Genomic DNA, 26,837 nt, shown 5'->3' with positions numbered 1-26,837 from the left:
AATAAACGCGGGGTGCAATCTTATCAGGAAGAACATGAAAACGGACTTTTGGCCGTCTTACTACCGGGTCTATAACTTGGTTTTCTAACATTTATCGAAAAATACGAGCTACCTACTGACAATAAGCGAAGGTCTTCTAAATAAATTAGTTTTATCATCACTGTTAATTTGCTTTCTCTGCAAAAATTTCCAATTAATTTGGATATCTAAAAAAAAGCCGTACGTTTGCATTAACAAATTTGTTAAACAATTTAGACAGATGGAAATTTTAGCCACGGATACTGAGGAATTAATAAAAGAAACGGCTAAAAAAGTGTTTTTTGTTGATGGTAACATACATGCCACTACTCAGGATATTGCTGATGCTGCAGGTATAAACAGAGCATCTATCCATTATTACTACCGCAGCAGAAAACTGCTTTTCGATAAAGTGTTCCAGGAAGCTATAATTGAAATGGGAAGTAAGATGGAAAGCATTGCTTCAGCGAACTTACCTATTAAAGAGAAAACAGAAAAGTTTATTGACTTCTTTGTGGAGAAGTCAATGCAGCATCCTTACCTGGAACTATTTATTATAACAGAACACAATTCTGATCCAACACTACCCCTAAAGATCATGTCAAAAGAAGGGCATCAAGACAGGATGAAATATCTTGAAATTGAAATTGCAAGGGAAGTAAAAGCGGGTAATATGAAAGCAATTAAGCCTGAACATTTTATTGTTACTTTAATGTCATTGTGCTCATTTCCCTTTTTGGGTAAATCTATCATCGAGAACATCTTTCAACTGGATAATGCAGCCTATGCCAGGTTTATCAAAGAAAGAAAACAGGTGATCATGCAATTGCTTTTTTTAGATACTTAGGACATCTATTTTTTTAACATAAATTTAACAAAAATGTTAAACAATAATATTAATCAAGAACTGCACTATCATGCAGGCTTTACTCAATTATCAAAACATACTCATTAATCCGATAAAATTTAAAACCGGAAAGACGTTTTTTTTTAAACGACATTAACAAAAAAGTTAAACATAAATATCAAATAAAAATGAAAATTCCCAAATCCATATTACTAATTTTTCTTTCCATTTCCATAAGCAGCCGTTTGCTGGCCCAAAGCCCATATACATTAAAGCAGTGCATTGACAGTGCACTAAAAAATAACCTGAGTATCCAATCGGCGGATTTCGATCTCAAAAAGGCGGGAGAACAGAAAAAAGAAGCTGTTGCCAGCTTTCTGCCACAGGTGAGCGCTACCGGTCAGTACCAGTATTATACCAAGGTGCCTGGCCAGCTCATCCCCTCTTCTATATTTGGCGGCGGTACTAATTCGCCAAAGTATATCACTGGCTCATTCACCTTACCACAAAGTACGCAGGCAAATGCCAAACTGGAGCAAACACTTTACAACGGGCAGCTTTTAATCGCTTTGAAGGCAGCAAAGGCCAATACCAATATTTACGCGGTACAGGTTAAAAGCAGCAAGGAAGATGTAGCCTATAACGTGGGGGCAACCTATTACAACATACAATCGCTTACTAAAAAAGTTGACCTGCTTACCGACAACCTGGCAAACAGCGATAAACTGATTAATGCGACGAAACTGAAATTAGCGAACGGTATCGCTACTAAAACAGATTATAACCGATTGTTGGTAAGCAGGGAAAGCACAAATGCCAGTTTAATTTCAACCAAAGGACAATTGCAGCAGCAACTGGTACAACTTAAGTATTTAATGGCTAAACCGCTTTCCGATTCCTTAGCTGTTGAGGTTGATGCCGGGCAAAACTCACTTCCGGCTTTGCTGCTCAATGAATCAGGTAATTCGTCAAAACGTACCGATGTACAGTTATTACAGGCACAAAAGGCATACGGCGAGGTAGAAAAGCTGAATATTAAAGCTGGCTATCAGCCTACACTTTCCTTTACCACCAGTTACGGGGCTACCGCCTATAATGATAAATTTCAGCCATTCAGTAACATAGGTGGCAAATGGTTCAACAGCAGCAGTATCGGCCTTAATTTAAGCATCCCTATTTACGACGGGGGTAAAAAACGCTCTCAGATCCGCCAGAAAAACATTGAGCTGCAACAGTATGACACCAAAATACAGCTTTATAAACAACAGGCCGATAAAGAGATAGCCACCGCGGTTATCAGCTACAATACCAATGTGGTAACCCTGCAATCGCAATATTCCAACGTACAGTTAGCCAATAAAATATACCTGGACAGGCAGCTGCAGTTCCAGAACGGCATTGTAAGCCTGAAAGACGTGTTGGATGCAAAAAATGACCTGATCGATGCGCAGAACACGTTCATATCCGCCTTGGTGAACACCCGCACCGCTGAACTCGACCTGAAAAAAGCGAAAGGCGAATTGCTCGACAGTACAAATAATTAAAAATCACACATCATAAACCCATCATACTTAAAAATCATAAAAAAATGAAAAAGACCGGCAAATCAGTTTTAACTGTATTAATAATAGCAGGTGTAGTTGTACTTATTGTTGCGAAACTTTTCGGGAATAAGGAAGCAGTAGCAGCAAAGATCTACCAAAAAGACCCAAACACGAGGATAATGGTTAACGTAGATACCGCAGCTAACCGCCCTTTAAATGTGGTTAAAGAATATCTTGGATCGTTTGAAGCCAACCGTGATGTCAGCATCAGCGCCGAAACTCAGGGAAGGGTAATTGCAGGCACCATAAAAGAAGGTGACTTGATTAGCGCGGGGACACTTATAGCACAAATAGATAATGTGGGTTTAAGGGCGCAGCGGTTCTCTGCCCTGGCCAGCTATAACAACGCAAAGGCTAACCTGGAACGATATCAGAATGCATCTGTAGGTGAAGGCGTATCGCAAATGCAGGTAGATGAACAGAGGCTGACGTTAAAAAGTGCAGAGGCACAGTTGCAGCAAATAGATAAACAGGTTTCCCAAAGCCGCATTCTTGCGCCATTTAGCGGCAATGTAACGGCGAAAAGTTTTGAACTTGGCACTTTCGTAACACCGGGAACAAAGCTGCTTGAAATTGCTGATATCTCGAAAGTAAAATTAGCTGTTAACGTACCGGAAGCTGAAGTTGCCTTTTTTACCAAAGGGAAAAAAATAATGGTGCATACCGATGTGTATCCGGGTGTGGAATTTAACGGAGTTGTTGACGAACTGATATCAAAGGCCGATGCCACACACAACTATCCTGTTAAAATAACGGTGACTAATAATCAAGCCGATCGCCTGCTGCCAGGCATGTACGGAAAAGTTAATAAAGACGACCAGTTAAACAAGTCTGCATTAACCATTAACCGCTCAGCACTGCTCGGATCGGCAAAAAATCCGCAGGTTTTTGTTATTAAAAATGGAGCGGCACAACTGGTCAGTATTTCAACAGGGCGCAGCAATGATAAGCTGATAGAAGTAACCCATGGTATTTCTGCAGGAGATATCGTGGTAACCAGCGGACAGGTAAACCTCAGCAATGGCATCAAGGTAACCGCCATTAAATAACCCGATCATTAACGTAAAAAATAAAGAAATGTCACTTACCGAAATAGCAATCAAACGCCCCTCACTAATAATTGTAGTCTTCAGCGTATTAATATTAGGCGGGTTGTTTTGTTACTCCAAGCTGAGTTACGAATTACTGCCCGATTTTTCTGAACCTTCATTAACCATAAAAACCATTTATGAGGGCGCCTCGCCAAATGATGTGGAACAAACGGTAACCAAAAAAATCGAAGATGTGGTATCGGGCCTTGACGGCATTAAAAATATCACTTCGCAATCATCGGAGGGCCTGTCCACCATTAATGCCGAGTTTAACGCCAATGTAAAAATTGACGAAAAACAGCAGGATGCGCAACGCAAGATCAATAATATCCTGAGCGATTTGCCAACCGATGTTAAAACACCGAGTATTTCAAAAGTAAGCCCCAGTGACAGGCCCATAATGCAGTTAAATGCAACCAGCAACCTTAGTGATGCTGACTTTTATGACCTGGTGAACAACCGCGTTCAGCCGCTGTTGCAACAGGTACAGGGTATAGGGGAAATTTCATTGCTCGGCGCACAGCCCCGCGAGATCCAGGTGAATGTCAACAAGAATAAACTGAATTTTTATGGTTTATCGCTGACCCAGGTTACGCAGGTCATAAAAAATGCCAACTCCGATTTTCCAACAGGTAATGTAAAAACCCGTTCGGAACAGCTAACCGTACGTCTTGGAGGAAAATTTACCTCCGTAAACCAGATCAGAGACCTGGTAATAGCTGTTCCCGCCATTGGAAGCTCAGTAAAAGTAAGTGATATTGCCGATGTAGCTGATGTAACCAAAGAACAAACCTCTATAAACCGGTTGAACGGGAAGAATGGGATCGGTATCCTGATCAAAAAACAGAATGATGCTAACGCCGTAGCCATAAGCAACGAAGTAAAATCGCGTATTGCCCAGTTACAACAAAAGTATGCCGGCGAAAACCTTAAACTGGTAATTGCAGATGATACCAGCGATTTTACTATTGAGGCAGCCGATGCAGTAACCAATGATCTTATTATTGCCGTTGTGCTGGTGGCCGTTATCATGCTGCTCTTCCTGCATAGCCTTCGTGATTCCTTTATTGTACTGGTAGCAATCCCAGCCTCGCTTATTTCCACATTTATTGTCATGTACCTGTTTGGTTACACGCTTAACCTGATGACCCTGCTTGCCATGAGTTTGGTGATCGGAATCCTGGTGGACGATTCTATCGTAGTGCTGGAAAATATTCACCGGCATTTAAGCATGGGCAAGGATAAACGCACGGCCGCGCTTGATGGCCGTAACGAGATCGGCTTTTCGGCAATTGCCATAACGATGGTGGATGTGGTGGTTTTTTTACCTATTGCTTTGATCAGCACAACCATTGGTGAGCTTTTGCGCCAGTATGCAGTAACCATTGTAGTGGCCACTTTAATGAGTTTACTCGTGTGTTTTACGTTAACCCCCTGGCTGGCTTCCCGCTTTGGAAAAGTGGTTGTACTTAAAAAGGAAAATATATTTCACCGGTTGCTCATCGCTTTTGAAGATATGTTGCATAAACTGACCGCCTGGTATGGCCGGCGGCTGGAGTGGACTTTAAAACACAAGCTGCTCTCATCGGCAATTGTACTGGTAACTTTCATAGCTTCTATGGCTACATTAAGCATGGGTATATTAGGACAGGAACTGGTAGCATCAGGCGATCAGGGTAAATTTCAATATAACCTGGAGTATGATAAAAGCGCTACGCTGACCCAAAATAATCTGCGTACCAAAAAGATAGAAGATTACCTTTTACAACAAGGTGAGGTGGTCAAAGTGTTTTCCAACGTTGCTGGGGCTGATCCATCGGCACCTGGAGGACTTGCAGCAGCCTATAAGTCAATATTGACAGTAAAGCTGGTAGAAGCTAAGGAAAGAAATGTAACAACCGAGCAATTCATGTTGAAAATGAAAGCTGACTTGGTTAAACAATTTCCGGGAATTAAAATTGAGCCTACACTGGTTGCACTGGCCAGCGGAGATGATCCGATACAAATTGTATTGAATGGCGATAACCAGGAAGTGTTAATGCAAGCCGCGCAAAAACTTAAAAAAATCATTATAGGTCTCCCCGGTTCAAACAAGGTTTCAGTTACCGTCGAAGAAGGTAATCCGGAGGTTAACGTGCAGATAGACCGCGAAAAAATGGCACAGTTTGGTCTGAATATTTATACCGTTGGCGCCACCATGCAAAATGCTTACACAGGTAATACCGATACCAAATACCAGGTGGGTACAGATGACTATGATATCAATATCAGGCTCGATGAATTTGACCGCCGAAACCCTCAGAGCGTCGCTGATATCAGTTTTGTTAATAATAGCAACCAACTGATCAAACTATCCCAGTTTGCAACGATCAAACAAAGCAGCGGACCTTCTTTACTGGAGCGGAGGAACAGGCGATCTTCAGTAACGGTAAGAAGTAACGTGTTAGGAATGACATCAGGTGTATTATCTGACAATATCAATAAAGCCTTATTGGCTGATCCCTTGCCTAAAGGTATAGAAATGACTTACACCGGTGATATTCAGCGCCAGGCAGATTCTTTTGGTGCCCTGGCTACCGCCCTGATTTCTGCCTTTATACTGGTTTATCTGGTAATGGTAGCCTTGTATGATAATTTCATCTATCCGTTAGTGGTCCTGTTTACAATACCCTTGTCTTTGGTCGGTGCAGTTCTTGCCCTTAACTTGTCGCAGGGCAATTTTAGCATTTTCACCATGCTTGGACTAATCATGCTTTTTGGACTGGTCATGAAGAATGGTATTCTTATCGTTGATTTTGCCAATCATTTAAAAGAGCACGGCACCAATTCGTACGATGCCATTGTGGAGGCGGGGAAAGAACGTTTACGGCCTATATTAATGACAACCATTGCCATGGTGGCTGGGATGCTTCCGATTGCACTGGATAAAGGCGCAGGGTCTGAATGGAAAAATGGCTTGGGTATTGTAATGATCGGTGGCTTATTATCCTCCCTGATGCTCACCATATTCATTATCCCTATGCTATATTATATGGTAGATACCATAAAACTGCGCATCAATAATTGGAGGACCAAAAGAAATTCAGGAGGTACGGCTGCGAAACTTGTTGTTAGTCACACCACTGAAGCATATTAATCAAATACCGTGCAGTGAATTAATAAAAGACAACATAAATTTTGGCTTGCCGATGGTTTTTGAAAAACCATCGGCTCCATTAGCCTTATTTTCACAGCACTGCCAGGCCAGACGAACTATTATTTAGGTTCTATATTATCTGTCTTTCTCTTTTTCAATTTTTCTGGCCTAAATCCCGATTAAAATGAAAGAACAAATTTTTTTAAGATCTGAAAAAGGTCAAAATTTTATTGACCTATCAGAAAAATTACGCAGCTGTCTTGAATCTAAACTTGATGAGCTATCTCAAAAGCACAGGTTCCGTTCATACTTTAATAAAAGCCAGGGTCTTTTAGCGACCCATAACAACGATGAACAACTTATACAAAATATCATAGGCGCTAAAAACGACAATAAAGTGTTTGCCCGCTCGGCCATTATCGCCATCAAAACCTGGTATGGTATGTATTATAACGACAGGATCTCGGTGCTCGAAAAGTTTTACAGTTTACAGTAAGAGGTTACCCTATAAAAATGATTTATTACCAACAGCAGAGATTTCCTTTGTTTTCAGCAAAGTGCTTTTTATAGAACTGGCCACCATATTAAACGAAATAAGGTGGAGACCAATCCGCCGGTATTATAAAAAAGCTTATAAAGTAAATATCTCATAAGCAGGATGTAAGTCCCCTTTCAACTATGGAAGATTTGAGGACTAAAAAAGAATTAACAGTTCCAACTATGGAGACTTCAAAAAAAATAGCCGACAGAGCGCATGCCCTTTTTATCCGTTATGGTATCCGCAGTATCAGTATGGATGATATTGCTGCTGACTTAGGCATCAGTAAGAAAACAATTTATCAGTTCTATGCCAATAAAGATTCATTAGTCGAGGCATTAGTAGATAAAGAAACGGATAAGCACGTCTTTCGCTGTAAGACTCCGATGGCAAAAAGTGGCGATGCCATTATTGAATTGTATTTCTTATTAGGGTATGCCATGGAGTTTTTCAATATATTAAACCCAGCCATCGTTTATGATCTCGAAAAAAACCATGAATCAGCCTTTAAAAAATTAAAGGACCATAAGGTTCTGTTCCTTCATCAAGCCATTAAAGTAAGTATAGAACGCGGCATTAAAATGGGTTTATACCGTGATGATTTTGATATCGATCTGATAACCAGATTTTTCATTGAAAGCTTAACACTCATATTAGATCCCGAAATATTCCCAGCAACACATCATACCAAAGTTAAACAGTCGGAGGAGTTGTTTGCCTATCTCATAAATGGAATAGCGACCACAACCGGAATGGAGATTATCAATACCTATAAAAACCAAAGTGGTATTATGCTTTTAAGTTTCGATGAAAACTATATTAGCCTTTAACCAATATTATTAAAATGAAAAAAAAGACCAGCCAAAAGAATTGCAAAAAAAGAACCATCAAATATTGATAATAACAAGGCTGAATTATTAGATCTGATTGCCCAAGTTATAGTAGAGATAATAATGGATGACGATGAAAATGACAAAGATTTAGACTCTGAAACTTAAAGAGTATTCAGAATGWATCCCCAAAAGGGATTGGAACACCTATAAAACAACGCAAGTCATTGAATAATAGGAAGTTAATTTATTTCTGTAAAAGTTGGATTGAAAAAAAACGCAGCTAAAAAATAAGTTTAAACATCTAACAATCAAGTTGTTAGATGTTTAAACTTATTATAGTAGCCCGTAGGGGAATCGAACCCCTGTTTCTAGAATGAAAATCTAACGTCCTAACCCCTAGACGAACGGGCCTTTTTTATTTTTGTTTCCCTTATTTTGGGAATGCAAAGATATAGCTTTAATGATAAAAATAAAATAAAATTTAAATTTTATTTGTTTGTCGCTGATAATGAATGTTGTTTTTTTATTTACCAAACAAAATAGCCCTATTTTCATTGTAAAACTGCAACTGTTAAGGCTATCTTTACCATAAAATCAATTTACTTATGAAAGCAATCTGGAATGATAAGGTAATCGCCGAAAGCAATGATACTATTATTGTCGAAAATAATTATTACTTCCCTAAAGATAGTGTTAAGGCCGAATACCTGGAAACTACTGATACGCATACTACCTGTCCGTGGAAAGGCCTTGCATCATATTATACCCTCAATGTAGATGGCAAAAAAAATCAGGATGYGGCCTGGTATTATCCGCAGCCCAAAGAAGCGGCTGCAAACATTACCAACTATGTTGCATTTTGGAAGGGCGTTAAAATAACCGACTAAACATGAAGAAATACGATGCCATCGTCATTGGCGCGGGTCAGGCCGGCGCTCCGCTTGCCAAAAAACTTGCCCTGGCCGGCATGAAAACCGTAATTATAGAAAAACGATTTTATGGTGGTACCTGCGTAAATGATGGTTGCACACCTACTAAAACCTGGGTGGCATCGGCAAAGGCGGCTTATATGGCCGCCAAAAGCGCTGATTTGGGCGTGCCGGTAAAGCGATTTTCGGTTAACATGCCTAAAATAAAAAAACGGAAGGATGATATTGTGATGCACTCACGTATGGGCGGCCAGCACGCAGCCGAGAAAACAAAAGGGTTGGATGTTGTTTTTGGTGAGGCTACTTTTACAGGCGAAAAAACAGTTACAGTTATCCTTAATAACGGCAAAAATCAAAGCCTGCAGGCCGATCTTATTTTTTTAAATCCGGGTGCAAAACCTTTAATCCCGGAAATAGAAGGGCTTAATGAAATTGAGTACCTCACTTCAACTACCATACTGGATCTGGATTATGTGCCAAAACATCTTTTGATTTTAGGGGGCAACTATATAGGCTTAGAATTTGGACAAATGTTCCGCCGGTTCGGGAGTAAAGTTACCATATTAGAAAAATCAGCAAGGATAGTTTCTCATGAAGACGAGGATGTGTCGGCCGAGATGCAAAAGATACTGGAGGTGGAGCAGATCAATATCCATACCAATGCGCAAGCCACCCGGTTTAAGCAAAAGGAAGATGGTAAAATAACAGCCACGGCAACAATTAATGGGGAGGAAAAAAAGATTAAATGCACCCATGTTTTGGTGGCTATTGGGCGCATTCCGCAAACCGAAACGCTGGGTTTAGTTAAAGCAGGTGTAAAAACAGATGAACAAGGGCATATTAAAGTAGATTCAAAGCTGGAAACCAATGTGAAAGGTATTTATGCTTTAGGTGATGTAAAAGGTGGTCCGGCGTTTACACATATCTCTTACAACGATTATACGATTGTATACCGTAACCTTATCGAAAAACAAAACCTAAATACTACCGATAGGCCTGTGCCTTACTGCATGTTCACCGATCCGCAATTAGGCCGGGTAGGAATAGATGAAACCGGGGCCAAAAAGCAAGGATTAGATTATAAAGTAGCCCGGCTACCTATGACACACGTTGCCCGTGCTATTGAAACTGGCGATACCCGGGGTTTTATGAAAGCGGTGGTTGATAAAAAAACCAAAAAAATCTTAGGTGTTACTGTGTTAGGGCCCGAAGGGGGCGAGATCATGACGGTGTTACAGATGGCTATGGAAGGCGGTATTACTTACGACAGGATCCGCCATTGTGTGTTCGCGCATCCACTGTATTCCGAATCATTGAATAATCTTTTTTTAGCTTTGGAAGATTAGTTTTACCATATGATAAAGGTTGAAGGTATAAGTAAACAGTTTGGCAATATTAAAGCCGTTGATGCTATATCTTTGGAAGTGCAGGAACAGGAGAACCTCATTTTGCTGGGCACCAGCGGCTGTGGTAAAACCACCACGTTAAAAATGATAAACCGTTTGATAGAGCCTACCAGCGGCAATATCTATATCAATAACAAAAATATATTTGAGCAGCAACCCGAAGCTTTACGGCGGGGTATTGGCTATGTATTGCAAAATAACGGACTATTTCCCCATTATACCGTTGCCGAAAATATTGCTGTAGTTCCGCAATTGCTTAAATGGGATAAAAAGAAAACCATACGCCGCACTGCCGAATTGATGGAAAAGCTGCACCTTGATGCCAGCTACCTGAATGTTTATCCAAATGAACTGAGCGGCGGGCAGCAGCAGCGGGTAGGGCTGGCAAGGGCCCTGGTATCCGATCCGCCGGTTTTGCTGATGGACGAGCCTTTTGGCGCCCTGGATAATGTAACCCGATCGAACATTCACAAGGAATTTAAGGCGCTTGATGAGTTGACACGGAAAACCATCATTATGGTTACCCATGACGTGCAGGAAGCCTTTGAATTGGGCGACAGGATCTGTTTGATGGATAAGGGTAAAATTGTACAATCGGGCACCCCTGCCGAATTGTTGTTTGAGCCTGTCACCGAATTTGTTGAAGGTTTCCTAAAGGATCAACGCCTGCAGCTGGAATTTAAAGCAGTACGATTGGATGACCTGTGGGATTTGCTGCCTGATTTGTATAAGGAGACTAATACCTCTTCGTTATCATCTGATATGGATGTTTGGACTGTATTGGAAAATTTCAAATTCAGCCGCCAGGAAACCATCAACATCGTTAAGGATCAAAACAGGCAGAAACCAGTGAGCTTTGAACAATTGATGTCGGCTTTTTATCAATATAAAAACAAGCGGTAGCATGAATGAGCAGCAGCAAACATTGTTTGAGTTTATGGGCCAGCAGGCCGATAAACTTGCGGTACAAACACTGCAGCATATCGGGCTTACTTTTATCTCGCTTTTTATTGCAGTGCTTGTTGGCTTGCCGCTGGGCATTTTTATTACCCGTAAAGTAAAACTTTCGGGACCGGTTTTGGGCATTGCAGGTGTGTTACAAACTATCCCAAGCATAGCGCTACTGGGTTTCATGATCCCGGTTTTAGGAATAGGTGCCAAACCCGCAATTGTTGCTTTATTGCTTTACGCATTGCTGCCTATAATTCGCAATACCTATACCGGCATTACCGGGGTTGATGCCGCGGTAAAGGAAGCGGCAGTAGCTATGGGGATGAATAAGTGGCAAGTATTATTTAAAGTGGAGCTGCCTTTGGCTATGCCCGTTATTTTAGCCGGTATCCGCACCGCTACGGTGATTAATGTGGGCGTGGCAACATTGGCCTCGTATATAGCCGCGGGTGGCTTAGGTGAGTTTATTTTCGGGGGCATCTCGCTTAACAATACCAATATGATACTGGCCGGGGCAATTCCGGCGGCATTACTGGCTATCATTTTTGATTTCCTGTTATCCCGGGTGCAAAAGCTTAACTTCAAAAAGATTAAGGCAAGCGCCTATGCAATACCTGTTCTGCTGATATTGTTGTCGTCATTTTACTTTATTCCATCGGCTTATGGCGGCAAGCTTACCGCCGGCTTTACGCCCGAGTTTATGGGCAGGCAGGATGGCAACCTTGGCTTGGAGCGTAAGTACGGTTTAAAGATCCATACCATCGTAATCAGCGATGCCGTGATGTATAAGGCCGCGTTTGAGAAGCAACTGGATGTCATCAGCGGTTACTCAACCGATGGCCGGTTAAAGGCATATGACCTGGTGGTACTGGATGACGACAAGGGGATTTTTCCACCCTATTATGCTGCGCCTATCATCCGCGAAGAATCGCTCGGGAAATTTCCTGACCTGGAAAAGACATTAAACCTGCTATCGGGCAAAATAAATGATTCCGTTATGACGGTATTAAACTACCGTACAGACTATCTTCACCAAAGCCCGGAACGTGTAGCCAGGGATTTCCTGGTAGCCAATAAACTGTATAAGTCATCCCGTGAGGGAAATGCCGGAATCGTTCGCATCGGTTCAAAAATATTTGGCGAGCAATACATCCTGGCCAATATATATAGTATGCTGATAAAGGGATATACCAATTATGATATATCCACAAAAACAGGGTTGGGGGGCACCAAAATTTGCTTTGATGCCTTAACTAATGATCAGATTGATTTTTACCCCGAGTATACCGGCACAGGTTTGCTGGCCATATTACAGGCATCGCCGGAAACAGTTGCCAGGGTAACAAAAAATAATGACAGCACATACAACTATGTGCAGCAGGAGTTTAAAAAACGCTACCAGGTAAAATGGCTAAAACCAATTGGTTTTAACAATGCTTACGCGTTAATGATGAGAAGGCAACAGGCAAAGAGTTTAAATATTAAAACAATTTCAAACCTTAAACGATATTTGAATAGTAAGTAATTCGATGGATTTAGCCAATTGTTATAAAAGAGTTCGCCAGCGTACGGAGCAGATCTGCAGCCCCCTGCAAACGGAAGATTACGTGGTACAGCCGGTGGTTGATGTTAGTCCGCCCAAATGGCATATAGGGCATGTTACCTGGTTTTTTGAAACTTTTATTCTGAAACCATATTTTATGGGTTACCAGGAATTTAACCCCAATTATAATTACGTTTTTAATAGCTATTATGAAACGGTTGGCAACAGGGTTATTCGTACCGACAGGGGTAATTTAAGCCGCCCAACGGTTGCCGATATTTACCAATACCGCGCTTATGTGGATGAGGCCATGGCCAAATTCCTGTGCGAGGAGCCATCGGCAGAAATAAAAGAGTTGCTTATCCTCGGCTTTAATCACGAAGAACAACACCAGGAGCTTTTATTAACCGATATCAAATACATTTTGGGGCATAACCCATTGTTTCCTGCTTATTCTGATAAGTATATCTCGCCAAAGACCCAAAAAGCCGGCAGTCCCGGTTTTATTAAGATAGATGAAGGGGTATATGAAATAGGCCATACCGGCGATGGGTTTTGTTTTGACAATGAGCTGAATCGGCACAAGGTTTATTTGAATACGTATGAAATAAGCCCAAACCTGGTTACCAATGCAGCGTACCTGGAGTTTATCAATAGTGGTGGTTATCATGATTTTAGGCATTGGCACGCTGAAGGCTGGGATTGGGTAAATACCAATAAGATTGAATCGCCGCTTTACTGGCATTTAATTGATGGCGAATGGCAAAACTACACCTTCCGTGGCTTGTTGCCGCTTAATTTAAAAGATCCCGTTTGCCATATCAGCTATTTCGAAGCCTATGCTTATGCCTCATGGAAAGGCCTCCGTTTGCCTACTGAGTTTGAGTGGGAAGCAGCAGCAACCCAATTTAGCTGGGGTAAAAGTTGGGAATGGACCGAAAGCTCATACCTCCCTTACCCCGGCTTTGCAAAAGCTCCCGGTGCAATTGGCGAATACAATGGTAAGTTTATGGTGAACCAAAAGGTACTGCGTGGTGCATCTGAAGTAACTTCGCCGGGGCATAGCAGGATAACTTATCGCAACTTTTTTCAAACACATTTACGCTGGCAATTTACTGGCATAAGACTTGCACGGTAAAAGCAAAAAAAACAGGAAGATATGGACTCAACCTTAATACAAACCGAATTGAACCCAACAACAGGCACCAAAACTGATTTGTTTTATAAAGATGTTATAGCCGGGTTACAATCGTCGCCCAAACGTTTAAATTCAAAGTATTTTTACGATGCCAATGGTGATAAGCTTTTCCAGGAGTTGATGAACTGTGAAGAATACTATCCAACCAATTGCGAACTGGAAATATTTTCTGAAAGTACCGATGAGATCACCAATGCGCTCATTGCTTTGGGAGATACATTTGACCTGATAGAACTTGGTGCAGGCGATGCAATGAAGTCGACTTACCTGCTGAAAGATTTGCTGGCAAAAAAAGCCGATTTTACCTATTTGCCTATCGATATATCTGAAAATGTAATATCATATCTTAATATCACCCTGCCGGTAACTTTGCCGGGTTTAAAGATTACCGGGCTTAACGGCGAATATTTTGATATGCTGAAAAAAGCAGCTTCGATATCGTCAAGACGAAAAGTAGTTTTGTTTTTAGGATCAAATATTGGCAATATGCCGGTGCCAGAGGCAATCGAATTTTGCAGGGAGTTAAGAAATAACTTATCAGAAGGCGACATGGTGCTGATTGGAATGGACCTTAAAAAGGATCCTAAAGTAGTGCTGGCTGCGTATAACGACAAAGGAGGGATTACCAAAAGATTCAACCTTAACCTGCTTGAGCGTATCAATCGCGAACTTCGGGCAGATTTTGATCTGACCAAATTTGATCATTACCCAACCTATGACCCCGAAACAGGTGCATGCAAAAGTTACCTCATCAGCCTGGAGGATCAACAGGTGAAGATAAATGAAAAGGAAACGATTACGTTTACGAAAAACGAATACATCTTCATGGAAATCTCTCAAAAATTCACCCTCATGCAAACCGACCAGATAGCCATAAACGCCGGTTTTGCACCGGTAACCCAGTTTTTTGACGGCAAAAAGTGGTTTGTTGATGCGGTTTGGGTAGCGGGGTAAATTTTGGTGAATGGTTTGTTTGCGTAAGACATAATTTTACAAACGCCTTAGGTTGTCGGTTTTAACTGGCAACCTTTTTTTATGTTCAATCCTGCCAGTTGGTTTTTTCGGCAATTGAAACCATGCGCAAAAAACTGTTGATTTTTTTTAGAGAAGCATACGGATATAAATTGCCGGTAAACTTTTGTTCTTAATAAAAGGATTGTGGTCATTTAAATTAATATTTGTTGTTAACACAATTATTAATTATATAATTAAGTTTTATGCCATTACCTATATTATATACAATCTATAAGCCCATCAACATAAAAAATGTTACTAAATGCCTTTTTCGCTGTTTAACAGGCTATTGTGTGAGATAAATGGTGCCGTCCAAGTGTATTATTTACACTATTTCAAACATCAAAATAATTATTAAAAGTTTTCTTTCTATTAATTATTTAATTATAATTGTTAAATAAACACTAATAATTACCTGCATGTAAGTTTGCAGTTTCTCCAATTATAGACGAAGCCGAAAATCTTAAGAGTAGGCACCAACCAATTTTATCTATTTTTTTATGAAAAGAAATTTTTCACTGGCCGCGCTTTGCAAAGTTTTAGCGGTAGTAACAATTGCTATTACAGTAAGCTGTAAAAAAAGTGAGCGGGTCAAAACCATTGCCGAAGCAGAAACTGCGGCAACAAGTAAAACTAAAACTATAAATTCTTTAGCAGGCGCCACTGGTATTCATGATCCTTCAACTATAATTAAACGTAATGGGGTTTATCATGTTTGGGGCACAGGCAACCAAATATATCACCTTACCTCAACTGATTTAATAAAATGGACAGCAGCTTCAACCGTATTTTCTTCGGGAACATGGCCAAGCTGGATAAATTCATATGTATCTGGTTTTGGAGGAAATTTTTGGGCGCCCGAATGTATATACATGGGAGGCAAGTATTATATGTATTACTCTGTTTCGATGGGTGCAAAACCTTGCGCAATAGGGGTAGCAACCAGTACCGACTTAACTACATGGACGGACCAGGGAATGGTTGTTTACTCTGATAATAATACAGTGTATGGCTCCATTGACCCTGCGGTATTTGCAGATGCCAGTGGAAATTACTGGATGACATTTGGATCGCACTTAACCGGTATCTGGATAGCTCAGATAAATCCTGCTACAGGTAAAAGGCTTAACAGCACTGTTAAAAATATAGCAGGCAGCAGCAGTAGCGAAAATGAAGCATCGTACGTGATCAGGAATGGCAGTTATTATTACCTGTTTTATAATAAGGGCATTTGCTGCAACGGCACCAGCAGCACCTATTACGTTCAAATGGGCAGATCAACCAGCCCTAATGGTACCTATGTAGATAAAAACGGCGTAAACCTGCTTAGTGGCGGTGGTACTACGGTATTAAGTACCTCGGGTAAATATATAGGACCCGGGCAGGTAGGCCTTTATTCCGAAAACGGGTATAATTTTGTTACCTATCATTATTATAGCGGCGATAATAATGGCACACCAACGTTGGCGGTAGGTAATATGGGTTGGTCTGGTGGCTGGCCATTTATTACGCAAGACTGGATTGCCGCTGGTCGTTTTAAAATTATAAATAACAACAGTGGCAAGGTTTGGGATGCATGGGGCTGTACAGGGGCTTCACAGCAAGCTATTGCACAAGGCGCCAGTAACGGGCTTTTATGCCAGCAATGGGACTTTACAGCACTTGGCAACGGCATTTATAAAATAACATGTGTACAAGGCGGTTTGGCTGCAGATGTTACCAATTGTAATGCAGCAAACGGCGCTCCGTTAGATTTGTATGCCTACCTGAATAATAATTGTCAAAAGTTCAATTTAGAAAGGGCCGCAAATGGCGGTTTGGTATTTACATCGTTAAATGGCAACCGGGTAGTAGAGGTACCCAATGCTTCAACTGCCGATGGCGTTCAGCTGGCATTATATGATTATAATGGCGCCACCTGCCAACAGTGGACATTAGGCACCGCCGGCCAATAAAACCGCTTATTTAAAAGCGCAATACTGAATACTAAAAAAGACTGTCTCTTATTAAGAGACAGTCTTTTTTAGTATTCTATAGCAATTTCGGATTAAGTTTTGAATCTATCAGCCCACCAATTGGTTTACCCTTTAGCCATTTATGGTGATCTTTTTTTTGCCATTCGTTTTTATATGGGGTAATACGCGCGCCATCAGCCACGTAAATAACGGTCATCACCTCGCGCATTTTATTAGAGTTGTTACCGGGCGCGTTGTGTATAGTAAAACCACGGTGCCAGGTAGCATCGCCAGCCTTCATGTTTCTTGCGCGACTTATCGGGAAGTTATTATCTTTCACATAGTCATCAAATGCAGATTCCGACTCATCCGAGATCTCATGGTTAAAAACGGCTCCCTTAGTATAAGAGTTTGATGCAAAGGTGAGCATACCCATATCTGCATCAATATCAACCAGCGGCATCCACATAGTTACCGTGTTATTGGTATCAATTGGCCAGTAATATTGATCCTGGTGCCATGGGGTGGGGCCACCCCACGCTTCCTTAAACAGGGCCTGGTCATGATAAATTCTTACATTTTCAACCCCCATGAGGTCGGCGGCAATTTTGGCCAGGCGTTTAGCAAACACAAACCTTTTTACATCGGCATCAAGCGTCCACAGGTTCATGATCTGTAAAAAAGCCTTGCCATAAGTATCTCTGTCTTCCAGTTTGCGTTTCTCGGTATTATACCTATCGACAGCGCCGACGATTACAGGCCTGTAAGCTTCTATTTCTTCTTTTGAAAGTATGTTTTGAATCAGGGTGTGCCCCTTTTCCCGGAATTCGTGAATGCTTTCTTCCGGTAATTTTATAAAATCGTCCAGCAGTAACAGATCAGAAACCTTGGTATTCATATTTTTTTAGTTTATATTCAAAGTAAGTTTAACTTTAGCCGATAAAAAATGAAAAGAATGGTGTAATTATGGATTATTTTATCCGTAACTTAACATATAAATAAATTCTACGTTAAAATAGGCAATGATAAAGGCATCGTACGAAGTTCTTCAGCCCTCAAGTAGTCAATCATTCCTGGTCAGAAAATTTGATAAACTGGCATTTGATGCCCCTTATCACTTTCACGAGGAATATGAGCTAACCTGCATTATAAAAGGAAGCGGCAAGCGATATGTTGGCAGCCACATGGAAGATTTTGTATCTGGCGATGTTGTGTTGCTTGGCCCAAACCTGCCGCATTGCTGGAAACTGGAAGCAGGTGATTCAATAGCAGCCGAAGCGGGAGCAATAGTGATCCAATTTAATGATGCTTTTTTAGGAGATGATTTTTTTAATAAGTTTGAGTTGCAGCATATCAAAAGGCTTTTTCAACAAAGCGGCTGCGGCATATCATTCCACTCGGATACCCAGGTTGAGGTTAAGCAGCTTTTGTTGAACCTGGTAGAAGAAAAAAGTAATTTCAGGATACTTATAGGCTTATTGGAAATACTGCAGCGCCTGGCCTCATCAGATGAGTATATTTTGCTCGATCAGCACCGTATTGTAGCCGAGCGCTTATCTGCTGAGCGGGAACGCATACACCCGGTATTTGCTTACTTGGTTGAGAATTTCAGAAAACAGGTATCATTGGATACAGCGGCCGGTATAGCCAACATGACCACAAATGCATTTTGCAAATACTTTAAAAAAGTAACCCGTAAAACATTTATGGAAACTATAATTGAATACAGGCTCAATTATGCCATTCAGCAATTGGTACAAACAGACAAACCTATATCAGAAATTTCATATGAAAGCGGCTTTGGCGATGTTTCACATTTTTATAAAATGTTTAAAGCCAAAATGCATCTTAGCCCCCTTAATTACCGTAAAAAGTTTATGCATAACCTAATCAGTAGTGCCAAAAAGCTATCGGCTTAAAAATCAGGTTACATTAATGATTCCGCGTTTAATAGCGTAAATAACCAGGCCGACCAGGTTTTTTGAACCGGTTTTTTCAAATAAGCGGGCGCGGTAGCCTTCAACGGTACGTACGCTCAGGAAAATCCTGTCGGCTATTTCCTGGTTTGAGCATTCCTGGCAAACCAGTTTGAGCACTTCTATCTCGCGTTCATTAAGGTCGGCTTTATTTTGAGTTACGCTTTCGGAGTGATCATTGCCCATCAACTGTTTAATAAGGGTGATGGATAAGTGTTCGTTAAAATAAAAACCCTTATTATGTACGGTAGATACTGCTTCGATAATCTCTTCAGGTTCGGCATTTTTAAGCAAATAGCCCGATGCACCGGCCTTCATCATATCCACAATATACTTATCCTCGTTAAACATGGATAGCGCCAGTATCTTGATGTTTTTATAATGCTGATGAACAGCTGATGCCGTTTGGATGCCGTCCATCTCGGGCATTTTAATATCCATCAATAGCACATCGGGGGTTTGGGTTGTTAATAAACCCATCAATTCTTTGCCGTTTGATGCTTCAAGTACCAGGTCAAAATCTTCGCAATCTTCAAGTGTGGCTTTTAGTCCATTCCTGAAAATTTTATGGTCATCTACTATACCTAATTTAATTGTACTCATTGATTAACAAATAGTTGGATAAAGATAGATTAAAGATACAAAACTATGTTATTTTTAATTTAATAGTAGTAAGTGTGCCATTTAACGGTTTGCTGTAAATATTAATTTCGCCGTTAATGAGCTGCACCCGGCTTTCAAGGTTTTTAATTCCAAACCCTTGTGTTACTTCACCCTGGTTAAAACCTACTCCATTATCCTTAAATTCCATCACCATATAATTACCCTCTTTATTTATAGACAGGTAAATAACAGTGGCATCAGAGTGTTTAATAGCGTTGCCAAAAAGCTCCTGCGCTATTCGGTAAAGGGCAAGTTCAATTTCATGTGGAAAGCGCTGATCGGGCATGTTTTTGCTAAACTTCACCTTAATGTGAGTGTTTTGCTCAACCTTACTGCTCAGGGCTTCAACAGCCACAAGTAATCCATAATCGGTAAGTACAGGAGGCAAAACATTGTGAATAATATTGCGAATCTCCTGAATGCATTCATCAGTAAGCCTGCGGGTATCGGCCAGCAGGGGCTGGGTTGTTTCACTGATGCAGTTTTTATCAAGCCGGTGCAAATTAAGTTTTATAGCCGATAAAACCTGCCCTACACTATCGTGCAAATCCTCGGCCAGGCGTTTGCGTTCGCTTTCCTGGGTTTCAAAAACAGCAGCCATTAGGTCGCTTTGCCTTGCATCGTGCAAGGCCCGCAATTCAAGCTGGTTTTTTATCATTTTACGCTGATAAATAATCACGAAGAAAAATAAGCAGGTGATTAATACAACCACCACTAATGTTCCGATAATTAATACCGGGATAAGGTTGTTTTCTGGGGCTGGCAAAGTAAAGCGACTGAATACAATATGTTAGCAATAATGTTAGTTAGACTGTTTATGATATAGTAATTAGGTCGGTTATTTGCCGGTATTTGTGTGAGCAGCATAAACAGGAATATATTAACAGATGAATAAAACAGCACTCCTGCATTTATCCAAAAAAGGCTTTGCTTTTCAATGGCGATATATTTTAACGGGTTCAATAATTTATAAAAATAAATTAACGAAAAAACAATCAGCATTAAACTCAATGTCGTTATCGAGAGTGAGGGATAAGCCAATAAATTTTGAGCATCAAATAAAGCGACAATCATTGCTGAAATACTTAAGATAATAGCTGTTTTTTTGAGTTTGCCCTCTGCATAAATATTGTAATACATGAGGCCAAACAATATGATGCTAATCAGAACAAACCCATATAGAGCGGACATTGTGTTTTTTATTTTCCATTCATGGAACGATAGCCACAATCCCGCATCGACCAAAAAAGCAATCAAAAAATATAAAGATGCAATTTTCAGCGTCTTATCCAATTGCCTATAGTAATATATTGCAGCCAATACCGGCGCGACACCTGATATTACTGAAATATCGACCAACAACGCATCTAAAGGCATATAAATAACTTTGTTATGATTTTAAGAACCGCTAAGAACGCTACTTTGAGGGCAACCGGTGGAACCGGGACACGGTGCAGACATTTCACCAACTAAATATGTTGACGATGTTGATGCAAGTTTTAACATTTTCAGTTCGACATGTCCGTTTGGTGTTGATATTTTGCCACTCTTTTCATCTGGTAGCTGGTCTTCACCGTTTGCAGATACTCCTACAATAACAAAATGTTTTTGGCCTTTTACATTTGCAAAAACTGATAGTATAAAATTACTTACAGAGATCCAAAATTTTTGCCATCCATTTGGTGTTTGATCGTTAGCATAATAAATACGTATGCCCATACATCCTTCTTGTTGCAGAATATGATTTAGGATTTTATTGCCAAAGAACTGCGATTCGACATCTCTTGGATTATGACGCCTGTGGTTCCGTGTCCAGCTGGCTGCAAGTTCAAGGTCAATTGCGGCACCTTCTTCGCCGGTGATTGGGCTGGTATCCCTAGTTGTTTTTGTTTCCATGGTTGAATTTAATGAGGGTTAGGAATTAATTTGGATAAAACTAAGGTTAATAAGTTATTATTTCAACAGGGCAATATGCCTTAATCAAAATATAAACCTGGCTTTGATTTTGTAAGCTTCTCATTTACAATAAGTACTGTTTTTGACTGCTTGTTTCACCGGATATATATTGCGTATTTCTACGCAAGCGAAACTGTATTAGTACGTTGTGCAATCACACGCTATAAAACAGTAGTAGCCACCTTGATTAAAAAGGCTGCTTTCACCATGGGTTCGTGCTTGATAAGCAACAAAAAATTGAAATCATTATAGAAACAGGRAAAACGTCTATGTATAAACAAAAAACGATGCTCTCCTTTAAGAACATCGTTTTTTGTTTATACGGATATTTAAAAACCGATTAAAAAATCGCTTCCGCTATTCTTTTAGTCGGCCCGGCATTGCTCATGGTATAAAAGTGCAGTACGGGTACGCCAAATGCCATCAGCTCGCGGCATTGGTTTATCATCCACTCCACACCGATATCCTTTACATCCTTTTCAGACTTACATCCATTAACCGCGTCGCACAAATCTTCGGGCATATCAATATGGAAAGTTTTGGCCAGGTTAATCAGCTGCTTTGATGTGGTAACCGGTTTTAAGCCCGGTATAATAGGTACGGTAATACCATTGGCCCGGCAGTTATTTACAAAATCGAAGTACTTCTGGTTGTCAAAAAACATTTGGGTAACAATAAAATTGGCGCCCATATCCACCTTTTGTTTCAGGTATTTAAAGTCGGTTTTAAGGTTTGGTGCTTCAAAATGCTTTTCAGGATAACCGGCAATACCGATGCAGAAATTGGTTTTCAGGCTCGCGTCATTATGCTCGTGGAGGTAAATACCATTGTTCATATTTACCACCTGTTGCAATAGATCAGTAGCGTAGTTGTGTCCGTTTGGAGTTGGCACAAAAGAGGCATCACCACGGCGGGCATCACCACGAAGTACGAGTACATTCTCGATCCCTAAAAACTGCAAATCAACCAGGCCATTCTCTGTTTCATCCCTGGTAAAGCCACCACACAACAAATGCGGTACGGTATCAACCTTATATTTATTCATGATAGCTGCGCAAATAGCAATGGTGCCGGGGCGTTTGCGGTAGCTTAGCTTCTCCAGCAAGCCATTATCATGCTGTTTATATATATAATCCTCGCGCAGCGAAGTAACATCAATAAACGGAGGCTTAAATTCCATCAAAGGGTCAATAGCATCATAGATTCCTTGAATGCTTTGACCTTTTAGTGGAGGAATAAGTTCGAAAGAGAATAGTGTTTTGCCTTTTGCGTTAGCAATATGGTCCGTTATCTTCATTTTGGTTCGGGTTGCGAGGTTCTTATTATATCCGTCATTGCGAGGTACGAAGCAATCCCCGATTTGCAAATCCGCTCTGTATAGTTGGGGATTGCTTCGTACCTCGCAATGACGGTTTGTTGTGTGTTATTATCAATAATTAATATTTGGACCAAGCCAGCGTTCTACGGTTTCAATATCCATATTCTTACGTACAGCATAATCTTCAATCTGATCCTTACTGATTTTTCCTAATCCAAAATACCTGGCCTGCGGATGCGCGAAGTAGAACCCGCTTACTGCCGCAGCCGGGGTCATGGCCAGGCTTTCAGTCAGGTACATTTTAGCATTATCTTCGGCCTTTAACAATTCAAATAAGGTAGTTTTCTCCGTATGATCCGGGCAGGCGGGATAGCCTGGTGCCGGGCGGATGCCCTGGTATTCTTCCTTGATCAGTTCGTCGGCACTTAGTTGCTCGCCTTTGCTGTAACCCCAATATTCCTTGCGCACCAGCTCATGCATTTTCTCGGCAAAGGCTTCGGCAAGGCGGTCTGCAAGTGCTTTGGCCATAATGCTGTTGTAATCGTCATGGTCGGCTTCAAATTCTGCTACCAGTTCATCGCAGCCTATACCTGTAGTCACGGCAAATCCTCCAAAATAATCAGGCACACCGCTTTCTTTTGGTGCGATAAAATCTGACAGTGCATAGTAAGGATCGCCTTTAACCTTTTCGGCCTGCTGACGAAGCGTATGGATGCGGGTTAATAAAGTAGTACGGCTTTCATCTGTATACAGTTCAATATCATCCCCAACACTATTGGCTGGCCAAAAACCAATCACGCCATTGGCGTGTAATAGTTTCTGGTCTACAATTTTCTTTAACAGTTCCTGTGCATCATCAAAAAGCTTTTTGGCTTCATCGCCCACAAACTTATCAGCAAATATTTTGGGGTAGCTGCCGCGTAGTTCCCAGGTATGGAAAAACGGTGTCCAGTCAATATAGGGAACAAGTTCTTCCAGCGGGTACGATTCAAATACTTTAGTGCCGGTAAAGGTTGGCTTTGGCGCAACATCACCGTCAAGGCTGATCTGGAAACGGGCCTGCCTCGCCTGCCCGATGGCTACAAAACGTTTATCCGACTTTTTATTCAAATGCGCTTCGCGCGATTTGGCATATTCTTCCTTAATGTTCCGGATATAAGCATCTCTGCCCTCGCGATTCATCAGGCTGCTGCAAACGGTTACACTGCGTGATGCATCCAATACATGGATTGCAGCACCAGAGTAATGAGGATCAACCTTAACTGCCGCATGGATGCGCGAGGTGGTAGCTCCGCCTATGATGAGCGGAATAGTAAAACCTTCACGTTCCATTTCCTTGGCAAAATGCACCATTTCGTCCAATGAAGGGGTAATCAGTCCACTCAGGCCGATAATGTCTACGTTTTGTTTTTTTGCTTCCTCGATGATCCTTTGGGCTGGTACCATTACGCCCAGGTCAATTACCTCGAAGTTGTTACAGGCCAAAACTACGCCCACTATATTTTTACCAATATCGTGCACATCGCCCTTTACGGTGGCCATCAATATTTTACCCGCATTGGCACGGCTGCCGCTGGAGTCTTCTCCGGCATCAATAACCCTTTGTTTTTCAAGCTCGATAAATGGCAGCAAGTAAGCCACAGCCTTTTTCATTACCCGGGCTGATTTTACCACCTGTGGCAAAAACATTTTGCCGGCGCCAAACAAATCACCTACGATGTTCATGCCATCCATCAATGGGCCTTCAATTACTTCCAGTGGTTTGCTGTAAGCTTGACGGGCCTCTTCCACATCATCATCCAGGTACTCAATAATGCCCTTCACAAGCGCGTGCGATAAACGCTCCTGTACAGTTCCCTTGCGCCATTCTTCATCGCGCACTACCTCTTTACCTTTACTTTTAATGGTATCGGCATATTCTACCAGGCGTTCGGTAGCATCATCTCTGCGATTAAGCAATACATCCTCTACCAGTTCGAGCAGGGTTTTATCTATCTCTTCATAAACTTCCAGCATCCCAGCATTCACAATTCCCATATCCATACCTGCTTTAATGGCATGGTACAGGAATGCCGAGTGCATTGCCTCGCGTACTACATTGTTTCCCCTAAACGAGAAGGAAATATTACTAACCCCACCGCTTACTTTGGCGTGTGGAAGGTTCTGTTTTATCCAACGCGTGGCTTCAATAAAATCAACCGCGTAGTTGTTGTGTTCTTCAAGGCCGGTAGCAACCGTTAATATATTAGGGTCGAAAATGATATCCTGCGGAGGGAAACCAACCACGTTAACCAATATATCATAGGAGCGTTTACAAATCTCGGTACGGCGCTGTAATGAATCGGCCTGCCCGGTTTCGTCAAAGGCCATCACTACTGTGGCAGCGCCATAGCTTAATATTTTGCGGGCGTATTCAATAAACTTTTCTTCGCCTTCTTTTAGGGAAATAGAGTTTACAATACCCTTACCCTGGATGCATTTTAACCCAGCTTCTATAACCGTCCATTTGGATGAATCGATCATGATAGGCAGTTTGGCAATATCAGGTTCGGAGGCCACCAGGTTCAGGAATTTTACCATCACCGCTTCCGAATCAATCATACCCTCATCCATATTGATATCAATCACCTGGGCACCGCCCTCTACCTGTTGCAAGGCAACAGCTAATGCGGCTTCATAATCCTCGGCTAAAATAAGTTTCGAGAACTTTGGCGATCCTGTGATATTGGTACGCTCACCCACATTCACAAAAATACTTTCGGGCTTTATGGTAACGGCTTCTAAACCGCTCAGGCGCAAATCGGGTTCAACTTCAGGAATTCTTCTTGGCGGGTATTTTGCAGCTCGTTCAGCAATACACTTAATATGCTCTGGCGTAGTGCCGCAACAGCCCCCCACAATATTAACCAGCCCGGCTTTAATAAAATCATCAAGCTGGTGCGCGGTTTCATGCGCGGTTTCGTCATACTGACCAAACTCATTTGGCAAGCCCGCATTGGGATAGGCCGAAATAAATACATCCGCTTTCTCAGAAAGCTCAGCCAGGTGCGGACGCATTTCTTTAGCACCCAAAGCGCAGTTTAATCCTACCGAAAGCAGGTTGGCATGGCGTATAGAGTTCCAGAAAGCTTCAACCGTTTGCCCTGATAAAGTACGACCTGACGCATCGGTTATAGTACCCGAGATCATGACTGGCAAATGCTTACCCGATTCATTCGCATAACGATTGATGGCAAACAAGGCAGCTTTGGCGTTAAGGGTATCAAATATGGTTTCAACCAGTAACAGGTCCGATCCCCCATCAACCAAACCTCGAACCTGGTCGTAATACGCGTTAGCCAGGTCATCAAAAGTAACAGCACGGTAACCCGGGTCGTTAACATCGGGCGATAAGGACGCGGTACGGTTAGTTGGTCCAACAGCACCGGCAACAAAACGCGGTTTTGATGGATTTTTTTTAGTGTATTCGTTGGCTACTTCGCGGGCAAGGCGAGCGCCCTCGTAGCTCAGCTCATAAGCCAGTTCTTCCAGCTTATAATCGGCAAGCGAAATTATTTGCGTACTAAAGGTGTTGGTCTCGATGATATCTGCGCCGGCATCCAAATATTCGGCATGAATAGCTTTAATGATATCCGGGCGTGTGATGTTCAGCAGGTCATTATTTCCCTGAAGATCGCTGATATGATCTTTAAATCTTTCCCCACGAAAATCCCGCTCGGTAAGCTGGTACCGCTGTATCATGGTACCCATAGCCCCGTCAATTATAAGGATTCGTTTTTCTAATTCTTTTCTAATGTCCATGTTTGTTTCCGTTGCCAGGTTCCTGTGGCGGGTGGCGGGCGTCTTGTATACCGGCATTCG

The 26,837-nt window shown here is 41.6% G+C and carries 21 protein-coding genes and 1 tRNA gene; 14 read left to right on the top strand and 8 right to left on the bottom strand.

What is annotated here, in order from left to right; translation table 11 throughout:
• Nucleotides 1–259: 259 nt before the first annotated feature.
• The 6 genes from AC1DPZ_RS00175 (at nucleotide 260) to AC1DPZ_RS00150 (ending at nucleotide 8,064) form a co-directional block, all read left to right on the top strand.
• A complete protein-coding gene (locus tag AC1DPZ_RS00175; protein WP_477400390.1) occupies nucleotides 260–865 on the top strand; it encodes a TetR/AcrR family transcriptional regulator in 606 nt (201 codons plus the stop codon).
• 188 nt (nucleotides 866–1,053) lie between these two features.
• Complete coding sequence (locus AC1DPZ_RS00170) at nucleotides 1,054–2,409, top strand: TolC family protein (RefSeq protein ID WP_477400389.1); 1,356 nt, start codon at nucleotides 1,054–1,056, stop codon at nucleotides 2,407–2,409.
• Nucleotides 2,410–2,453: 44 nt separating this feature from the next.
• On the top strand, nucleotides 2,454–3,518 hold the full coding sequence (locus AC1DPZ_RS00165) for an efflux RND transporter periplasmic adaptor subunit (protein WP_477400388.1): 1,065 nt from the start codon (nucleotides 2,454–2,456) through the stop codon (nucleotides 3,516–3,518).
• A 28-nt stretch (nucleotides 3,519–3,546) separates the two neighbouring features.
• Nucleotides 3,547–6,696, top strand: coding sequence for an efflux RND transporter permease subunit (locus AC1DPZ_RS00160; RefSeq protein WP_477400387.1), 3,150 nt, complete (start codon nucleotides 3,547–3,549; stop codon nucleotides 6,694–6,696).
• Nucleotides 6,697–6,880: 184 nt separating this feature from the next.
• Nucleotides 6,881–7,192 carry a hypothetical protein gene (locus AC1DPZ_RS00155; protein ID WP_477400386.1) on the top strand — a complete coding sequence of 104 codons (312 nt, stop codon included), beginning with the start codon at nucleotides 6,881–6,883 and terminating at the stop codon, nucleotides 7,190–7,192.
• 182 nt (nucleotides 7,193–7,374) lie between these two features.
• Nucleotides 7,375–8,064, top strand: coding sequence for a TetR/AcrR family transcriptional regulator (locus tag AC1DPZ_RS00150; RefSeq protein WP_477400384.1), 690 nt, complete (start codon nucleotides 7,375–7,377; stop codon nucleotides 8,062–8,064).
• Nucleotides 8,065–8,406: 342 nt separating this feature from the next.
• Here AC1DPZ_RS00150 and AC1DPZ_RS00145 read toward each other — a convergent pair.
• Nucleotides 8,407–8,478, bottom strand: a tRNA-Glu gene (locus tag AC1DPZ_RS00145).
• Nucleotides 8,479–8,672: 194 nt separating this feature from the next.
• Between AC1DPZ_RS00145 and AC1DPZ_RS00140 the strand changes: the two genes are divergently transcribed.
• From AC1DPZ_RS00140 to AC1DPZ_RS00110, 7 genes are all read left to right on the top strand, one after another.
• Nucleotides 8,673–8,954 carry a DUF427 domain-containing protein gene (locus AC1DPZ_RS00140; protein WP_477400383.1) on the top strand — a complete coding sequence of 94 codons (282 nt, stop codon included), beginning with the start codon at nucleotides 8,673–8,675 and terminating at the stop codon, nucleotides 8,952–8,954.
• Nucleotides 8,955–8,956: 2 nt separating this feature from the next.
• On the top strand, nucleotides 8,957–10,342 hold the full coding sequence (locus tag AC1DPZ_RS00135) for a mercuric reductase (RefSeq protein WP_477400381.1): 1,386 nt from the start codon (nucleotides 8,957–8,959) through the stop codon (nucleotides 10,340–10,342).
• 9 nt (nucleotides 10,343–10,351) lie between these two features.
• Nucleotides 10,352–11,305, top strand: a complete 954-nt coding sequence (locus AC1DPZ_RS00130) for an ABC transporter ATP-binding protein (RefSeq protein WP_477400380.1) — start codon at nucleotides 10,352–10,354, stop codon at nucleotides 11,303–11,305.
• A gap of 1 nt (nucleotide 11,306) precedes the next feature.
• Nucleotides 11,307–12,878: an ABC transporter permease/substrate-binding protein gene (locus AC1DPZ_RS00125; protein ID WP_477400379.1), complete on the top strand. Its 1,572-nt coding sequence runs from the start codon at nucleotides 11,307–11,309 to the stop codon at nucleotides 12,876–12,878.
• 4 nt (nucleotides 12,879–12,882) lie between these two features.
• Complete coding sequence (egtB, locus tag AC1DPZ_RS00120) at nucleotides 12,883–14,034, top strand: ergothioneine biosynthesis protein EgtB (protein WP_477400377.1); 1,152 nt, start codon at nucleotides 12,883–12,885, stop codon at nucleotides 14,032–14,034.
• 21 nt (nucleotides 14,035–14,055) lie between these two features.
• On the top strand, nucleotides 14,056–15,048 hold the full coding sequence (locus AC1DPZ_RS00115; RefSeq protein ID WP_477400376.1) for an L-histidine N(alpha)-methyltransferase: 993 nt from the start codon (nucleotides 14,056–14,058) through the stop codon (nucleotides 15,046–15,048).
• Nucleotides 15,049–15,608: 560 nt separating this feature from the next.
• The gene (locus tag AC1DPZ_RS00110; RefSeq protein WP_477400374.1) at nucleotides 15,609–17,063 is read left to right on the top strand and encodes a family 43 glycosylhydrolase; all 1,455 of its coding nucleotides are present in this window, start codon (nucleotides 15,609–15,611) and stop codon (nucleotides 17,061–17,063) included.
• A gap of 76 nt (nucleotides 17,064–17,139) precedes the next feature.
• On the opposite strand, the gene AC1DPZ_RS00105 is transcribed toward AC1DPZ_RS00110, so the two are convergent.
• The gene (locus AC1DPZ_RS00105; protein ID WP_477400372.1) at nucleotides 17,140–17,961 is read right to left on the bottom strand and encodes a phytanoyl-CoA dioxygenase family protein; all 822 of its coding nucleotides are present in this window, start codon (nucleotides 17,959–17,961) and stop codon (nucleotides 17,140–17,142) included.
• Between the two features lie 124 nt (nucleotides 17,962–18,085).
• On the opposite strand from AC1DPZ_RS00105, the gene AC1DPZ_RS00100 reads away from it, so the two are divergent.
• The gene (locus AC1DPZ_RS00100) at nucleotides 18,086–18,982 is read left to right on the top strand and encodes an AraC family transcriptional regulator (RefSeq protein WP_477400371.1); all 897 of its coding nucleotides are present in this window, start codon (nucleotides 18,086–18,088) and stop codon (nucleotides 18,980–18,982) included.
• Between the two features lie 3 nt (nucleotides 18,983–18,985).
• On the opposite strand, the gene AC1DPZ_RS00095 is transcribed toward AC1DPZ_RS00100, so the two are convergent.
• The 6 genes from AC1DPZ_RS00095 to metH form a co-directional block, all read right to left on the bottom strand.
• Complete coding sequence (locus AC1DPZ_RS00095; protein ID WP_477400370.1) at nucleotides 18,986–19,642, bottom strand: response regulator transcription factor; 657 nt, start codon at nucleotides 19,640–19,642, stop codon at nucleotides 18,986–18,988.
• Between the two features lie 43 nt (nucleotides 19,643–19,685).
• Nucleotides 19,686–20,360 (bottom strand): sensor histidine kinase, encoded by a 675-nt coding sequence (locus AC1DPZ_RS00090; protein ID WP_477400369.1) that lies wholly within the window; start codon nucleotides 20,358–20,360, stop codon nucleotides 19,686–19,688.
• 71 nt (nucleotides 20,361–20,431) lie between these two features.
• A complete protein-coding gene (locus tag AC1DPZ_RS00085; protein WP_477400368.1) occupies nucleotides 20,432–21,079 on the bottom strand; it encodes a hypothetical protein in 648 nt (215 codons plus the stop codon).
• Between the two features lie 21 nt (nucleotides 21,080–21,100).
• Nucleotides 21,101–21,598, bottom strand: a complete 498-nt coding sequence (locus AC1DPZ_RS00080) for a hypothetical protein (protein WP_477400367.1) — start codon at nucleotides 21,596–21,598, stop codon at nucleotides 21,101–21,103.
• Between the two features lie 400 nt (nucleotides 21,599–21,998).
• Nucleotides 21,999–22,955, bottom strand: coding sequence for a methylenetetrahydrofolate reductase [NAD(P)H] (metF, locus tag AC1DPZ_RS00075; RefSeq protein ID WP_477400366.1), 957 nt, complete (start codon nucleotides 22,953–22,955; stop codon nucleotides 21,999–22,001).
• A gap of 132 nt (nucleotides 22,956–23,087) precedes the next feature.
• Nucleotides 23,088–26,777 carry a methionine synthase gene (gene metH / locus AC1DPZ_RS00070; protein ID WP_477400365.1) on the bottom strand — a complete coding sequence of 1,230 codons (3,690 nt, stop codon included), beginning with the start codon at nucleotides 26,775–26,777 and terminating at the stop codon, nucleotides 23,088–23,090.
• Nucleotides 26,778–26,837: the final 60 nt, after the last annotated feature.

It is taken from the genome of Mucilaginibacter sp. P4_G9 (assembly GCF_056400985.1).
The sequence above is the reverse complement of the archived record's forward strand: the minus strand, read 5'-3'. Positions and strand labels throughout refer to the sequence as shown.

Bases quoted from the DNA above. Each gene is read 5' to 3' on its own strand.
- AC1DPZ_RS00175 (WP_477400390.1), top strand. From the start codon at position 260: ATGGAAATTTTAGCCACGGATACTGAGGAATTAATAAAAGAAACGGCT.
- AC1DPZ_RS00170 (WP_477400389.1), top strand. From the start codon at position 1,054: ATGAAAATTCCCAAATCCATATTACTAATTTTTCTTTCCATTTCCATA.
- AC1DPZ_RS00165 (WP_477400388.1), top strand. From the start codon at position 2,454: ATGAAAAAGACCGGCAAATCAGTTTTAACTGTATTAATAATAGCAGGT.
- AC1DPZ_RS00160 (WP_477400387.1), top strand. From the start codon at position 3,547: ATGTCACTTACCGAAATAGCAATCAAACGCCCCTCACTAATAATTGTA.
- AC1DPZ_RS00155 (WP_477400386.1), top strand. From the start codon at position 6,881: ATGAAAGAACAAATTTTTTTAAGATCTGAAAAAGGTCAAAATTTTATT.
- AC1DPZ_RS00150 (WP_477400384.1), top strand. From the start codon at position 7,375: ATGGAAGATTTGAGGACTAAAAAAGAATTAACAGTTCCAACTATGGAG.
- AC1DPZ_RS00135 (WP_477400381.1), top strand. From the start codon at position 8,957: ATGAAGAAATACGATGCCATCGTCATTGGCGCGGGTCAGGCCGGCGCT.
- AC1DPZ_RS00130 (WP_477400380.1), top strand. From the start codon at position 10,352: ATGATAAAGGTTGAAGGTATAAGTAAACAGTTTGGCAATATTAAAGCC.
- AC1DPZ_RS00125 (WP_477400379.1), top strand. From the start codon at position 11,307: ATGAATGAGCAGCAGCAAACATTGTTTGAGTTTATGGGCCAGCAGGCC.
- egtB (WP_477400377.1), top strand. From the start codon at position 12,883: ATGGATTTAGCCAATTGTTATAAAAGAGTTCGCCAGCGTACGGAGCAG.
- AC1DPZ_RS00115 (WP_477400376.1), top strand. From the start codon at position 14,056: ATGGACTCAACCTTAATACAAACCGAATTGAACCCAACAACAGGCACC.
- AC1DPZ_RS00110 (WP_477400374.1), top strand. From the start codon at position 15,609: ATGAAAAGAAATTTTTCACTGGCCGCGCTTTGCAAAGTTTTAGCGGTA.
- AC1DPZ_RS00105 (WP_477400372.1), bottom strand. From the start codon at position 17,961: ATGAATACCAAGGTTTCTGATCTGTTACTGCTGGACGATTTTATAAAA.
- AC1DPZ_RS00100 (WP_477400371.1), top strand. From the start codon at position 18,086: ATGATAAAGGCATCGTACGAAGTTCTTCAGCCCTCAAGTAGTCAATCA.
- AC1DPZ_RS00095 (WP_477400370.1), bottom strand. From the start codon at position 19,642: ATGAGTACAATTAAATTAGGTATAGTAGATGACCATAAAATTTTCAGG.
- AC1DPZ_RS00090 (WP_477400369.1), bottom strand. From the start codon at position 20,360: ATGATAAAAAACCAGCTTGAATTGCGGGCCTTGCACGATGCAAGGCAA.
- AC1DPZ_RS00085 (WP_477400368.1), bottom strand. From the start codon at position 21,079: ATGCCTTTAGATGCGTTGTTGGTCGATATTTCAGTAATATCAGGTGTC.
- AC1DPZ_RS00080 (WP_477400367.1), bottom strand. From the start codon at position 21,598: ATGGAAACAAAAACAACTAGGGATACCAGCCCAATCACCGGCGAAGAA.
- metF (WP_477400366.1), bottom strand. From the start codon at position 22,955: ATGAAGATAACGGACCATATTGCTAACGCAAAAGGCAAAACACTATTC.
- metH (WP_477400365.1), bottom strand. From the start codon at position 26,777: ATGGACATTAGAAAAGAATTAGAAAAACGAATCCTTATAATTGACGGG.